At 45.6% G+C, this 14442-nt stretch carries 16 protein-coding genes and 1 pseudogene; 5 read left to right on the plus strand and 12 right to left on the minus strand.

Translation table 11 applies throughout. From position 1 onward, the window contains the following. The first annotated feature begins 24 nt into the window (after positions 1-24). Positions 25-1182 carry an amidohydrolase gene (locus ACOGW3_RS07320; RefSeq protein ID WP_419902359.1) on the plus strand — a complete coding sequence of 386 codons (1158 nt, stop codon included), beginning with the start codon at positions 25-27 and terminating at the stop codon, positions 1180-1182. A gap of 21 nt (positions 1183-1203) precedes the next feature. Here ACOGW3_RS07320 and ACOGW3_RS07325 read toward each other — a convergent pair whose 3' ends face one another. From ACOGW3_RS07325 to ACOGW3_RS07335, 3 genes are all read right to left on the minus strand, one after another. After that, positions 1204-1581 (minus strand): hypothetical protein, encoded by a 378-nt coding sequence (locus ACOGW3_RS07325; protein ID WP_419902360.1) that lies wholly within the window; start codon positions 1579-1581, stop codon positions 1204-1206. After that, entirely contained in the window at positions 1581-2723 is a 1143-nt protein-coding gene (locus ACOGW3_RS07330) for a trans-sulfuration enzyme family protein (protein ID WP_419902361.1), read from the minus strand. The genes ACOGW3_RS07325 and ACOGW3_RS07330 overlap by 1 nt, the downstream gene beginning before the upstream one ends. A 141-nt stretch (positions 2724-2864) precedes the next feature. Then, positions 2865-3560 (minus strand): glutathione S-transferase N-terminal domain-containing protein, encoded by a 696-nt coding sequence (locus tag ACOGW3_RS07335; protein ID WP_419902362.1) that lies wholly within the window; start codon positions 3558-3560, stop codon positions 2865-2867. Positions 3561-3786: 226 nt separating this feature from the next. Here ACOGW3_RS07335 and ACOGW3_RS07340 point away from each other — a divergent pair, with 226 nt between their 5' ends. Then, positions 3787-4542: a hypothetical protein gene (locus ACOGW3_RS07340; RefSeq protein ID WP_419902363.1), complete on the plus strand. Its 756-nt coding sequence runs from the start codon at positions 3787-3789 to the stop codon at positions 4540-4542. Between the two features lie 49 nt (positions 4543-4591). Here ACOGW3_RS07340 and ACOGW3_RS07345 read toward each other — a convergent pair whose 3' ends face one another. Beyond that, the gene (locus tag ACOGW3_RS07345) at positions 4592-4915 is read right to left on the minus strand and encodes an HlyU family transcriptional regulator (RefSeq protein ID WP_419902364.1); all 324 of its coding nucleotides are present in this window, start codon (positions 4913-4915) and stop codon (positions 4592-4594) included. Positions 4916-5097: 182 nt separating this feature from the next. Between ACOGW3_RS07345 and ACOGW3_RS07350 the strand changes: the two genes are divergently transcribed. Next, on the plus strand, positions 5098-5583 hold the full coding sequence (locus tag ACOGW3_RS07350) for a hypothetical protein (RefSeq protein ID WP_419902365.1): 486 nt from the start codon (positions 5098-5100) through the stop codon (positions 5581-5583). A 132-nt stretch (positions 5584-5715) separates the two neighbouring features. On the opposite strand, the gene ACOGW3_RS07355 is transcribed toward ACOGW3_RS07350, so the two are convergent. The 6 genes from ACOGW3_RS07355 to ACOGW3_RS07380 form a co-directional block, all read right to left on the minus strand. Continuing rightward, positions 5716-6108, minus strand: coding sequence for a hypothetical protein (locus ACOGW3_RS07355; protein WP_419902366.1), 393 nt, complete (start codon positions 6106-6108; stop codon positions 5716-5718). A gap of 148 nt (positions 6109-6256) precedes the next feature. Continuing rightward, positions 6257-7711, minus strand: coding sequence for an Asp-tRNA(Asn)/Glu-tRNA(Gln) amidotransferase subunit GatB (gene gatB, locus ACOGW3_RS07360; RefSeq protein ID WP_419902367.1), 1455 nt, complete (start codon positions 7709-7711; stop codon positions 6257-6259). A gap of 1 nt (position 7712) precedes the next feature. Then, entirely contained in the window at positions 7713-9194 is a 1482-nt protein-coding gene (gatA, locus tag ACOGW3_RS07365) for an Asp-tRNA(Asn)/Glu-tRNA(Gln) amidotransferase subunit GatA (protein WP_419902368.1), read from the minus strand. Continuing rightward, positions 9194-9481, minus strand: coding sequence for an Asp-tRNA(Asn)/Glu-tRNA(Gln) amidotransferase subunit GatC (gatC, locus tag ACOGW3_RS07370; RefSeq protein WP_419902369.1), 288 nt, complete (start codon positions 9479-9481; stop codon positions 9194-9196). Before gatC ends, gatA begins: the two co-directional genes overlap by 1 nt. A gap of 225 nt (positions 9482-9706) precedes the next feature. After that, entirely contained in the window at positions 9707-10135 is a 429-nt protein-coding gene (locus ACOGW3_RS07375) for a YbaN family protein (protein ID WP_419902370.1), read from the minus strand. A gap of 181 nt (positions 10136-10316) precedes the next feature. Beyond that, on the minus strand, positions 10317-11012 hold the full coding sequence (locus ACOGW3_RS07380; protein WP_419902371.1) for an NnrU family protein: 696 nt from the start codon (positions 11010-11012) through the stop codon (positions 10317-10319). A gap of 171 nt (positions 11013-11183) precedes the next feature. On the opposite strand from ACOGW3_RS07380, the gene ruvX reads away from it, so the two are divergent. Continuing rightward, positions 11184-11666: a Holliday junction resolvase RuvX gene (ruvX, locus tag ACOGW3_RS07385; RefSeq protein WP_419902372.1), complete on the plus strand. Its 483-nt coding sequence runs from the start codon at positions 11184-11186 to the stop codon at positions 11664-11666. 209 nt (positions 11667-11875) lie between these two features. On the opposite strand, the pseudogene ACOGW3_RS07390 reads toward ruvX, so the two are convergent. After that, positions 11876-12859: pseudogene (locus ACOGW3_RS07390) on the minus strand (ISL3 family transposase); the annotation flags it as partial. Positions 12860-12898: 39 nt separating this feature from the next. Then, a complete protein-coding gene (locus ACOGW3_RS07395; RefSeq protein ID WP_419901077.1) occupies positions 12899-14131 on the minus strand; it encodes an ISL3 family transposase in 1233 nt (410 codons plus the stop codon). Here ACOGW3_RS07395 and ACOGW3_RS07400 point away from each other — a divergent pair. Beyond that, complete coding sequence (locus ACOGW3_RS07400; RefSeq protein WP_419902373.1) at positions 14118-14402, plus strand: hypothetical protein; 285 nt, start codon at positions 14118-14120, stop codon at positions 14400-14402. The two genes, ACOGW3_RS07395 and ACOGW3_RS07400, sit on opposite strands and share 14 nt — an antisense overlap. Positions 14403-14442: the final 40 nt, after the last annotated feature.

Raw genomic sequence — 14442 nt, forward strand, 5'->3', positions numbered from 1 at the left:
AATTATATATTTTGGTAATTTATCATGTTGTTTGATCAAAAGACCTACGACGATCTAATCGTGTTTCGCCACGAACTACATCAATTTCCAGAAGTTTCCGGAGACGAAAAAGAAACCAGTTCTCGTGTTGCAACTTTTTTAGAGCAATTTGAGCCGGATCAGCTTGTTCGCAATTTAGGAGGGCATGGCCTTGCAGCTGTATATAAAGGTCTCGCCGAAGGCCCTACGGTTTTGATCCGCTGTGAACTCGATGGCCTTCCGATCGAAGAAACCGGAACAGCCCCCTACAAATCAACCATTTCAGGAAAAGGCCATCTTTGTGGTCATGACGGCCACATGACAATGGTTGCAGGAATTGCATCCCTTCTTCATAGAACCCGCCCCACTAAAGGGCGAGTTATCCTAATGTTCCAACCAGCAGAAGAAACTGGTGCAGGCGCTAAAGCCGTCATCGAAGACCCAGCTTTTTCAAACCTAAAACCCGATTATGCTTTTTCACTCCACAATCTCCCAGGGCGTCCCCTTCATGAAGTCGGTTTGAAATCCGGACCTTTCAATTGCGCCTCTCAAGGCCTTTGGGTAACGCTAGAGGGAAAAACATCTCACGCTTCTCACCCTGAAGACGGTCGTAGCCCCGCCAATGCAATGTGTGAGTTGGTAACCAAATTAGCTGATATCCCGAAATCACCTGAACTTACAGACAACTTTTCCCTTGTCACCGTAGTCCATGCCCGCCTCGGCGAAGAGGCCTTTGGAATAACCCCGGGCGCTGCCAAAGTCATGGTAACCCTACGCAGTGAAACAGATGAAGTGATGGCTCAACTTCAGGCGATATCAGAAGGTTTTATCAAGGAAATAGGCGATAGACACACTTTAGAAACAAACTTTGGCTACGAAGATATTTTTGCGGCCTCTGTTAATGATGACGAGGCGACAGACCTACTACGGGCTGCGCTGAGTGGTGAAAAAGTAGGGATGGGAGAAATGCCTGGTCCCATGCGTTGGTCAGAAGATTTTGGTCAATTTTCTCGCGTCAGTAAAAGCGCGATGTTCACTCTTGGCTCAGGGGTTCACCAGCCCCAGCTCCACAATCCTGACTTCGACTTTCCAGATGAGCTTATCGAAACAGGGACCAAAATATTCCATAGAGTGATCAGAAACATCCTTGGTCCAAGTAACTAACTTAGAGAGCGATATTAAAATCTAACCAAAAGCAGGAACATTACGCTTCAGTTCCGGATCACTATGGATGAATGTTAAGGTGATCTGTCCCCGTAAATCCCCTTTCTTCTTTTCAAGAAGGGGGCCATCAAACTCTGGGAGAAAAGACGCCGTCTCTAAGCTGGAGATAAATCCCTCCACTTCATTACGGGGAAGTTCAAAATTGAGTGTTGCTGCAATATTAGAAAGCAAGGTGTGATTAACAATCCACCCTCCGTTACCATTAATGGCCTCACTCACTTTTGTGATGGCTTCGTTCCGTTCCATAGAAGTCATAATTGAAATACGAAAAAATTTCACAGCTCTAACTTTCTGGTAGAGATAATTTGCTGGACAATTTTCAGGCTTTGATCTGCTCATTAACAATCAAGAGCCTGTTCGATATCTTTGATAAGATCCTCGACGTTTTCAATACCTATAGAAAAACGAAGTAAATCGTCTGGGACTAGACTGCCTTCCCCCTCTACAAGGGCACGGTGCTCAACGAGACTCTCAACACCTCCGAGAGACGTGGCACGCACAAAGTATTTCATCCGTCCCATGATTTTCGCGGTCTCTTCTCTCCCGCCATTAAAACGAATGGACAGCATGCCCCCAAAACCACCTGTCATCTGTTTTACTGCGGTTTCATGGTTGGGGTGAGATGTCAGTCCGGGGTAAATAACTTCTGACACCCCAGGATAATTCTGAAAATGTTGAGCTATGCGCATCGCATTTTCACAAGCCCGTTCAACACGTAGATGCATAGTCCGCATCCCTCGAAGTAAAAGCCAGCTTTCAAAGGTTCCAAGAATACCACCTTGTTGAGCCCGTACCTTACAGAGGCGTTCCCAACGCATATCTTCTTTAGCCGTAATCACGGCACCTGCGACGACATCACTATGCCCGTTAATGTACTTGGTCGCGGAATGAAAAACATAATCCGCGCCATATTCTATCGGCTTGGTTAAAAGTGGGGTGGATACGGTAGAATCTGCAACCAATTGCGCGCCCACAGAATGTGCTAGCTCAGCGGCTTTGGAGATATCAACCACTTCCCAGGTTGGGTTTGCCGGGGTTTCAATCCAGAGCATATGGGTAGTTGCAGCCTTTACGACAGAGCACATGTCCTCTTCATTACTCGGATCATAGAATGCGAGCTCCACATTCCAATCTGCGCAATAGGTAATCAACCAGGCACGTAGAGACCAGTACATGATCTTTGGCGCGACGATACGTTCTCCCGGTCGGAGCGTCTGTACCAAGGCCGTTGCCGCAGCCATACCTGATGCAAAAAGCTTGCAAGAGGCGCCGCCTTCTAGCTCACACAGAATAGCTTCTGCCATCTCCGCGTTAAAGCTATGGTCCCGGGCATAAATCCGGTTTTCATCATAAAGATCGCCCGTTTCATCTCGGGCGAAAGTCGTGGAAGGTTGGATGGCAGGCACAACAGACCCGGTTTCACGATCTAAATAATGTCCAGCCTGTGCAAGAAGCGTTTCCACTCTACCTTTATCACCCATCATCGACTTCCTGAAATATAACAATTATTAGAATATGATCAGGAGTTTAGAGAGCTCTTTTCGATATGAAAACTCCTCGCTTCCCACAAATGTAAAAAAGGGCCGTAAAAACAGCCCTTCTCGATATTTATGTCCAGGGCCTCAATGCTTTTCGTATTGGGTATGGCCAAAATAGTTCTCACGCATCTCATCAGTAATCGGGCCTGATACCCGCTTATCCTCCAGTACCTGGAGTCCTCGCTTGACAGCGGGGCGCGCAGCTATATCTCCAAACCAGCGGGCTACGTTTGGATAATCAGCCATATCAACCCCCTTACGGTCCGGATTTCTTATCCAAGGGAAGGTTGCCATGTCAGCAATAGTATAATCATCTCCCGCGAGATATTTACTTTCACCAAGGCGGCGGTCCAACACCCCATACAAACGATTGGCTTCGTTTGTGTAGCGTTCAATGCCGTATTCTATTTTTTCTGGTGCATAAACCCTGAAATGATGCGCTTGCCCCAACATGGGGCCAACTCCGCCCATCTGGAACATAAGCCATTTCATGACTTCGTACCGTCCCCTTGGATCACTCGGCATAAACTTGCCCGTTTTTTCTGCGAGGTAAATAAGGATTGCCCCGGACTCAAAAAGGTCTATTGGCTCTCCACCAGGTCCATCAGGATCAACAAGGGCAGGCATTTTATTATTAGGACTGATCTTAAGGAACTCAGGCCTGAACTGATCACCCGCGCCAATGTCTATTGGATGTACATGGTAATCCAAACCAAGCTCTTCGAGCATGATATGCACCTTATGGCCATTAGGCGTCGCCCAAGTATAAAGATCTAACATTTTGCCTCTTTCTTTCGTTGAATAAGCCTGGCCTAGCATTGGTCGGCATGATGGTGCTCTATTTGACTTAAGAAGACGAAGAGCTAATCACAAGTCGTGACCATAAGATAAAATCGCCTTATTTTTATAGGTAGAAATATGGTAAAATATATACAACCGAAATTTTGCGGTGCGGTTATTACTACAAATGTTCCCACAGAGTACTAAAAAAACCCTGGAGGCTTAAATGCAGTTTAACCGTCGTGAATTAATGACTTCACTGATCGCTTTGACCTTTACCAGTTATTGCCCTCCCTCCTTTGCAGAGATCAAACAAGAAGGACATAAACAAGATCAAGATCGTGACGGAAAGGACCTTGGGGAGGATTGGAGCAATCCCGGCTTTCTTAGGTTACGGACAATTACCACCATCATTCAAATTAATAATATCATCATGATAACAGCACTTGCTATTTACTTTATGCGATTTATCACACTTGGTAATCAGTTAAAGCGACAGAATGAAAACAGAGTAACGATCCCAAAGTCTGTCCCACTTTTGGGGAGTTTGTTCAAAGAATCATACGAAGCTGATGATTTCGCCGCGAGTAAAAAAATGGGGCTGGCTTACACTTATGATAACTCTTTAATTCTCGATCTTGTTCCCAATCGCCCACAAATAGGGGAAGACAATCATCCTGATCTGAACCTGGATACAACGATCACAGATCTGGATCGAATATTTCCCTCTGTAGGTAAAAATTTTGCCTTGAAAATTGGAACAAACAGCTACTCAAGTGAACGAGTTGACCTTCTGAATGATGACTATAGCTACCGCATGCCAACAATGGAAATAAAGGCCGTATCTGGGGACAAACACCCTCTCACCTTTATGAACAATATCCCGCTAACCTCTAGCTTGTTCAAAAACAGAGTGGGAGAAGTTTATGGCGCAAGAAATCTACACATATTAGTCCGCCCTTCTATTGTCGCAGACTATTAAAGGCTCTCTGATCTTTGTAATCAAAGCCACCATTCATAGGGCTAAACGCTCACGCTCGCCCTGACGCCTCTCCATCAGCGAACAATCGATCGCCTTGCTCGTCAATAATTTGGCGCCCTTTACGTAAAGAGAAATCAATTGCCTCCTCGCGGGTAGGAAATGTGTCAGCTCTTAAATAGAACCTCTCCAAATCATCCTGTTCATCATCCTCTATCGTTTTGATGATATAACCAGAAAGACGCCATTGACCATTATCCGCTTTTGCAGGTTCAGGTCGGATCAAGAATTCCTTGTAGAGGACGGGCTCCTCTTTTTGGGGAGCTTCGGCTGCCTTCGGTTTGGAGCTTCCGAATAATTTTGAAAAAAATGACATTCTATATCCATTTCTCTAACGAGATCTCATTCACTACTTTAGGGTATCACCCCTATCATCCAACTGGTGGAGATCTTAAAATGAACCGATCAATTACTGATTAATTCGTTTCAAATTAACGTTTTATTACTCAACCTTAGATAAACTAAAGGCCACAACTTTCAAAATAAAAAAGTAAAAAAGTGCCGATAGTCAGATACGAGGTACTCGATTACTACCCTGTATCAAATGAAGATGACCTTGTTGGTGAAAGCAATCGTGCTCTTCTCAAGTGGTGGTTATCCTATGCCCCTGCCACGCCTAAAAAAGTTGATTTCGATATACTGGATCACCTATCACTTGCACCTGACATATTTCTCGTAGAGCGAAAAAGTGAAACCGCTTTTGAGTTTAAATTGCACGGGGAAACAGCTCATAACATTTTCGATGATCATAATGGAAAAATTATCTGTACGGATGGTCCATCAAGCACGGCTCAAGAACGTGAAGATATCAGGTTGGCACATTATTATAATGAGATCGTTATGAATAAGTTATGCATCAAAAACCTAGGTAAACTTACTCTCATAGATAAAAGTTTGAAAAAATTTGAATCACTCGATTGCCCTCTTGTTGATGAAACGAAAAACGTGACACACATTATTGGGACGATTACAGCCTTAGAATAATTTATTCCAACATTATGAAAAATGAAAACAGGGAATCCAAAGGCTCCCTGTTTTAATCACTTCACTGAAAATTATGACAGGCCATTTTGACATTCATCGTGGCTTTAAAATATTCCTTACAAGTATACGTTGTTAAGTCCGATTAAGGCTTGCCATTCCCTTACAATACTCACTAAACCAAGGCCCACTTGCCTGACCTTTAGCAAATGTGATGTCGGCACCTCCCGCGGATACTCCCAGCAAACCGATATTTGCATTGAGTTTTCCATCAGAACCAATCTCGCCCCAAAAATCTGCTTTTGAAACACCTTGTTGATAAATTTTACCGAGGAGTTGACCATATCTTACTTCAAATTCAGCAGTTACATCTGAACATCCTGACTCATCAGATTCAAGAAGACCTGTCCATAAACCATCAAATTCAGAAGGCGTACCGCTCACAGGTAGTGTCGGCCCTACACAAGCTGAGAGAATGAGCGCCAGAGAGATTGTCCCACTTAATAATTTAAAACGATTTCGATTCATACTACCGCCCACATCACATTGAAAACTTTAAAATAATTCGACTTACAGTAGCATTACTACTCCAGTCATACTCGATCAAGAAAACTAATAACTCCCAATTAAAAAAGGGAACCCGAAGGCTCCCTTTTCTCAAAATATATATAAGGTGTTAGCCCGCCAATTTTTTCTTAAGAAGCTGATTGACCATACCCGGGTTCGCTTTACCGCCCGTTGCTTTCATGGTTTGACCAACAAACCACCCGATCAGCTTCTCATTCCCGCCTCTAAAGGCTTCGACCTGACTTGGGTTAGCAGCCATAATTTCGTCAATAGCAGCTTCGATAGGTCCGGTATCAGAAATCTGTTTAAGACCTTTTTCTTCGACAATGGTATCAGCGTCTTTGCTGGTTTCCCACATTGCTTCGAAAACTTCCTTGGCGGTACGACCTGAAATCGTATTGTCTTTGATCAAGGCAATCAGGCCACCAAGTTGCTTAGCGGAAACGGGTGTTTCACCCAAAGCGAGGCCACTCTTGTTCAAGGCACCAAAGAAATCGCCCATGACCCAGTTAGCGGCCATTTTGGGATCCCCACCTTGAGCAACTTCTTCGTAGAAATCTGCACGATCCCGATCAATGACAAGGATGCCAGCATCGTAAGAAGAAAGACCAAAATCAGAAATAAAGCGCTCTTTTTTCTCATCCGGGAGCTCTGGAATAGAGGCTTTGATTTCCTCGACCCATTTGGGATCAAGAATAAGCGGCAACAAATCAGGATCAGGGAAGTAGCGATAATCGTGCGCTTCTTCTTTACTGCGCAGCGAGCGTGTTGTCCCGTTGCTTGGATCAAACTGACGTGTTTCCTGAACGATTTCTCCGCCATCTTCAAGGACTTTGACCTGACGTTTGGCTTCAAACTCAATGGCCTGTTGAACGTAACGGATAGAGTTCACGTTCTTGGTTTCCGTACGGGTACCAAGTTCGTCGCCGGGCTTACGAACGGATACGTTCACATCTGCACGCATGGAGCCTTCGTCCATGTTCCCGTCACAAGTGCCGAGGTACCGAAGGATCGAACGCATCTTACGCAAATATGCACCAGCTTCTTCCGGTGAACGAAGATCCGGATCAGAAACGACTTCCATCAACGCAACACCAGTACGGTTCAGATCGATATAGGACTGTGTCGGATGCTGATCATGAATTGATTTACCGGCATCCTGTTCCAGGTGCATACGCTCAATACCAACAACCCGCGTTTCTCCACCTTCGAGATCAAGGGTAAGATTTCCCTGCCCTACGATGGGCTCTAGAAACTGAGAAATTTGGTAGCCTTGTGGCAAATCGGCATAAAAATAGTTTTTACGCTCGAACACAGACTTCAAGTTGATCTGAGCACGAAGGCCCAAACCGGTACGAATACCTTGTTCGACAACTTCTTTGTTGAGAACCGGTAACATGCCAGGCATTGCGGCATCAACCAGTGAAACCTGATAGTTTGGATCTGCCCCAAATTTTGTAGCCGCACCAGAGAAGAGTTTTGATTTTGAAATTACCTGGGCATGAACTTCCAGCCCGATAACAACTTCCCACTCACCTGTATTACCTTTGATTCTGTAGCTCATCTTATTTGCCTCCTGCAATCAGCTGCGGAAGAGCAGAGAAGCCTGCGGCTTCTTCAACAACACCAGCGACTTTAAGAACGGTCTCTTCATCAAAAGCCTTACCCAGCAGCTGTAGCCCAAGTGGCGTACCCTCGCTTGAGATGGCCGTTGGAATAGAAATCCCTGGAAGGCCTGCAAGACTTGCAGGAACGGTAAAGACATCGTTCAAGTACATGGCAATCGGATCATCCATTTTCTCACCGATGCCAAAAGCTGGGCTTGGAGCTGTTGGGGTGAGGATCACATCAACGCTCTCATAGGCCTTTTTGAAATCATTTGCGATCAAAGTACGAACGCGACGGGCTTTGTTGTAATAGGCATCGTAATAACCAGCTGAGAGAACATAAGTCCCGATCAGGATACGGCGCTTAACTTCATCGCCGAAACCTTCTGCACGGGTTCTTTCGTACATGTCATCAAGGCTTTCACCATCGATGCGCAGACCGTAACGAACGCCGTCATAGCGAGCGAGGTTTGAAGAACATTCAGCCGGGGCAATAATGTAATAAGCTGGCAAAGCATATTTAGTATGCGGCAGACTGATCTCAACTGGCTCAGCACCTGCAGCTTTGAGCCATTCAATACCCTGCTCCCAAGCCTGATCGATTTCTTTCGGCGTACCATCCATACGATATTCTTTTGGAATACCAACTTTCAGGCCTCTGATATCACCCGTAAGTGCTTTTTGATAACTCGGGACATCTAGTTTGACAGAGGTCGAATCTTTTTCGTCATAGCCAGCCATTGCTTCGAGCATAATCGCGGCATCTCGAACAGAGCGGGTCATGGGACCGGCCTGATCAAGAGACGAAGCAAAAGCAACAACACCCCAGCGAGAGCAGCGACCATAAGTCGGCTTCATACCCACGATACCAGAGAAAGCAGCTGGCTGACGAATGGAACCACCAGTATCCGTTCCAGTCGCGGCCATAGCGGCGCGCGCAGCTACAGTTGCAGCGGAACCACCAGACGATCCACCAGGCGTGAGTTGAGCATCACTACCTTCGCGTTGCCAAGGGTTAATCACGTTTCCAAAGTAGGATGTAATGTTGGCAGAACCCATCGCAAACTGATCAAGGTTCGATTTCCCAAGCATTACCGCACCAGCGTTCCAGAGATTACCTGAAACAGTTGATTCGTAAGTTGGTACAAAACCTTCGAGAATGCGTGAAGCGGCAGTTGTCTGGGTCCCTTCCGTACAGAAGAGATCCTTCATTGCGATCGGAATCCCCTCCATAATACCGGCATTGCCAGCGGCACGACGCTTGTCGGAAGCATCTGCCATTTCGAGGGCAATTTCCGGAGTCTCAACGATATATGCATTGAGATCGCGGGTTTCTTCCATCGCACTTACGTGTGCTTCGGTCAGTTCACGAGCGGTAAAATCGCCCTTGTCCATGCCATCGATAGCATCGGCAATTGTTAGATGTGTGAGGTTGCTCATTATTCGATCACCTTAGGAACAGCAAAGAAACCATGGGCAGACTCAGGTGCATTTTTTGTCACCCGATCAACATAGTGCCCGTCATTGACCACGTCTTCACGTAGAGGTTGGCTCATTTCAACAACAGATGTCATTGGCTCGACACCCTCAGTATCGAGCTCTGAGAGTTGCTCAATCCAGCCAAGGATCTGATTTAGTTCCCCGGTCAGTGCTTCTTGTTGTTCTTCATCAACCCGGATGCGCGCCAAAGAGGCAATTTTCGCGACCGTTTTTTTGTCGACAGACATACTCGGTTCCAATCTTCTATGGATATCGAAAGTATCACGTACTAATTTCGTGCGGAAAGTAGCACCCGTTAGCCAAGGCTGCAACGCCCGGTAACAGCATTTTTGTGCTCGGAAACATCTTTTCTTTTGCAAGAAACCAGGATTTCAAATTTATCTCGGGAATTTCTTCATCGAAATGAGAATTTTTGAAACTCTTCTCAGCGCAAAAATTAACGCAAACTAACTTTAATTATTGATATTCTGAGGACGTTTACTAGGACATCTGATGATAAACAAAGCCACGCAAGACAGGCTTAATCCAACCAACACAAGGCCCCATAGGGGTAAAACGCCCTTGTAGGCAATTAAAACGAGGCTGGCACTCATCATGGTGACGGCTAAAATCTTCGCCTTCTTTGGGATAACATGGAATTTATTCCAGTCCTGGACCATGGGACCCAGGTACTTATGGGTATAAAGCCAGTTGTGAAAGCGGAGGGAGGAATGAGAAAAAGCCCAAAGCGCAACCAGCAAAAAGGGAGTCGTCGGCAAAAGTGGTAAAACAACACCAATCACCCCGAGAAGAATGCACGTCCACCCCAGTCCAATTAAACATATGCGGCGTAAACCAGTTTTACCAACCTTTGCTTCACCTGTGAATTCAGGCTGAGACATGCGAGCAAGCACCCAAAAAAATTTGACTAAGAATTAATACCATAAAGAAAAGCTCTACGCTTCACTAATAAGTATATGACCACAGAACTTACGACCACATTGTAATATTTCAAGGGACAAGTTGTCACTCCTCCAAGCTTGAGGACTTCAACATTTCAAAACTTGATTTTCGCACTTACCCTCAACTAAAGCCAGATAAGGGATAAACATCAAATAGTATAGGATGCAGGAATATTGCCATAGCAAAGAGAGCCAATCCCCCCAAAAAGGCATAAACATCTTTTACTGTAGGCCGACAATTCCCGCCCTTTAACAGCCCGAGAAAAGGGATATTTGATGTTCCCGAAGATAATTCATTCCAAGCCACCGCACCTAAAGTACGTTTTTTACGGCGATCAACGATAGCCATTCCCGCGAGTGATAGGACTAATAATCCGCCAAAAAACAACACTTCTGCAAGGCTCCCATTTGGAAGAAGATGCGCCCCAGCCCAAAGAGCAAAACCCCAAAGGGCAGGATGACGGACAATACCGACAAACCCTTGGCGCTTCTTGTCGTAACCGTCACTTGGACCAATAGACAGAGGGTTCGGCCTTAAAAACCCTGCCACAAAAATGATTGTTGCTAATGGCATTGTATGAGCGGTTGCGCGGGCTGCCCAGGCCTCAAAAGGCCAAACTTCAATATAGGGTGCAGCCCAAACTTCTCTGATCAGCCATACCAACACCAGAACGGAAACTACCGAATAGCTGAAATAGTACCCCCTCTTACCCATAACGGAGATCAGATAACTTTTCACGCGTTGCATGGGAGGGATGGAGTGCAATATCAAAAACACTATAAACGCTGCGATCAGATTGCCAAAACCACCAAACATATTAATTCCCATCAACTTCAGCTAAACTATTTTCATAGCATTATATCTCAATCAAACAGGTGTCTTGCCAGATGACAGACTGTCGCGCATGATCGCGCACCCCTGAGAACAAATCCTGTGCTGGAACTATAAGCTAGTTCCCCTTGGAACAAAGTAGTAAGTGAGCCCAAAGTGCAAGACCTCGACATCCATGACCTGCCAGATATTCTTGACCGTAATCAGCGCCTTCTTGGCCTTGACCCCGGGACAAAAACCATTGGCATGGCAGTATCTGATCGGGACTTCACCGTCGCATCCCCCATAGGCACGATTAAAAGAACAAAATTCAAGAAAGATGCCGAAGAACTCAAAGCGATCTGTTTGGACAGAAACATCGGTGGTATTGTAATGGGGCTCCCCGTTAATATGGATGGTACCGAAGGACCCCGTTGTCAGTCTGTCCGAACTCTTGCAGAGAATCTCCAGGCTATAGCCAACATTGACCTGCCGATTGTCTTTTGGGATGAGCGGATGTCAACTTCTGCTGTCGAACGTTTTCTCATTGGTGAAGCAGATATGACCCGCAAACGTCGGGCAGAGGTCGTTGATAAGGCAGCTGCTGCTTATATCCTGCAGGGAGCATTGGACGCTATCCAGCGTCAGTTAAAATACTAACGCCGTCGTTAATTACCGACCCAATTCAATAGAACATTACGAAGAAGCCTTCACACCTGCTATTCTTGTTATGCTTAGGAAGCAACAAAGAATACTTTTCGACGTCCCAACCTAGCAGATAATTACGCACACACCCTTAAGTTGTGCAATTTCCTTTTGCACTTCGATTTCATGAAAATTTTGGCACTTCTCCGCTTTGTTGAGTAGATTTAGGATTTCAAATAGAGCATAGATTGATTATCTGGAATGGATGATTGTCTAATTTTGAGTTTGAAGTATTCGGTATCCTTGATGCCTCTGGCTCGCTTACGGATCATTCCTATACTGACATTACCAGCCTCTATCCTGGCGCTTGTGAGCTTGTGTTTGGCGTAGTTGCAGATGCCCACACAATGTTTCCGTAGGGATTTCGCGAACTTTTTTAGATAGAGCATCTGTGACTGATCTGCTATCAGGCACCAACGTTCCAGTTGCTCCGCCATCGCCTCAAATGAAGCGGCACTCCACAGCAGCTGAAGCTGTTCTTTCAAGACGTAAAGTGCATTCAGGTTGCTATTGCTCTCCAGCAACCTTTGCAGCTTGTCACTTTGTTTTTCACTCAACTTATCCGCATTTTTGAGCAACAGATAATGTGTCCCTTTCATCAACTCTTTACCACTTGGATCGGCCTTTCTGAACTCAAGTCGACGCTGATTATGGATAGCTTTGCTGTAGTTTTTCATGACGTGGAAACGGTCAAATACTATGTCGGCCAACGGCAAGGACTCTCTGACAGCCTTTTGGTAGGCAGGCCCCATATCCATCGCTACGGCCTTTATTTTGCAGGCTGTATCTGGTTGCAGTTGTTTCAAAAACCTTGAAAAAACCTCGGCAGTTCGGCCTGCTTCAACCCAGATCAGATGACCGCCAACCATATCGTAGACCACCGTCATGTAGTCATGACCTTTCGCCCGGGCAACTTCATCTACACCAATATATTCCAAGCCAGTTAGCTCTGCAGGATCAAGCGTAGGGAGAGTTTCAATAAGGTATGCCCTGTCGATATTCTTGACCGTTTCCCATCGTATATCCAAATGTCTGGAAACCGCTTGAATAGACATATGCCGACATAATCCACTGATCAGTCGGCAAAATCGGTGAGTGAAACGGCACCCTTTATCAACAAAATCACACCCCTCAATGCGGCGTTCGCCCTTGTTAATATAGGCACTTCTCCGCTTTGTTGAGTAGATTTAGGATTTCAAATAGAGCATAGATTGATTATCTGGAATGGATGATTGTCTAATTTTGAGTTTGAAGTATTCGGTATCCTTGATGCCTCTGGCTCGCTTACGGATCATTCCTATACTGACATTACCAGCCTCTATCCTGGCGCTTGTGAGCTTGTGTTTGGCGTAGTTGCAGATGCCCACACAATGTTTCCGTAGGGATTTCGCGAACTTTTTTAGATAGAGCATCTGTGACTGATCTGCTATCAGGCACCAACGTTCCAGTTGCTCCGCCATCGCCTCAAATGAAGCGGCACTCCACAGCAGCTGAAGCTGTTCTTTCAAGACGTAAAGTGCATTCAGGTTGCTATTGCTCTCCAGCAACCTTTGCAGCTTGTCACTTTGTTTTTCACTCAACTTATCCGCATTTTTGAGCAACAGATAATGTGTCCCTTTCATCAACTCTTTACCACTTGGATCGGCCTTTCTGAACTCAAGTCGACGCTGATTATGGATAGCTTTGCTGTAGTTTTTCATGACGTGGAAACGGTCAAATACTATGTCGGCCAACGGCAAGGACTCTCTGACAGCCTTTTGGTAGGCAGGCCCCATATCCATCGCTACGGCCTTTATTTTGCAGGCTGTATCTGGTTGCAGTTGTTTCAAAAACCTTGAAAAAACCTCGGCAGTTCGGCCTGCTTCAACCCAGATCAGATGACCGCCAACCATATCGTAGACCACCGTCATGTAGTCATGACCTTTCGCCCGGGCAACTTCATCTACACCAATATATTCCAAGCCAGTTAGCTCTGCAGGATCAAGCGTAGGGAGAGTTTCAATAAGGTATGCCCTGTCGATATTCTTGACCGTTTCCCATCGTATATCCAAATGTCTGGAAACCGCTTGAATAGACATATGCCGACATAATCCACTGATCAGTCGGCAAAATCGGTGAGTGAAACGGCACCCTTTATCAACAAAATCACACCCCTCAATGCGGCGTTCGCCCTTGTTAATATAAACCTGCGCCAGCTCAATCTCGACCACACAAGGATACCCAAAAAGGGGGATGTCGTTTACTTGTCGGCGGACATGCTGGTTGATGCTTCCCTTCTGGCCTGTAGCAGGGTCTATAGCCCTCCTACGCGCGTCTCGGCTGCAGTGAATGACAATCTTAACACCGCCGTCATCCAGTTTAATTTCATTTACACGTTGCCCTTTGAGGCCTAAAATATGCTGCGAGATGTTGATTGTCATATACCTGCTCTATGTAAAGTTATCAGAAACCATACATATCAACAGGTTACTTGGCGGTCGGCATCTTTTTTCTACTCAACAAAGCGGAGAAGAGCCAAAATTTTCTCGTTTTGAACGCTTGCATTACCCCCTAAGACCCATCATTTCCTGCTCAGGACTCAGTAGTAATACGAATGTTTACATTCTTCTTTTGCGTGTAATCAATACCAAAATCCTAGGGCACCTGTGTCAGAACCATTCAAAGAAAGTTAACTTAAGGAAACGCAGCTAATGATTAGCCATGAAACCGGCAGCATTATTGGTTTTGTCAT

It is taken from the genome of Kiloniella sp., from assembly GCF_965205715.1.
Lineage (GTDB): Bacteria > Pseudomonadota > Alphaproteobacteria > Kiloniellales > Kiloniellaceae > Kiloniella.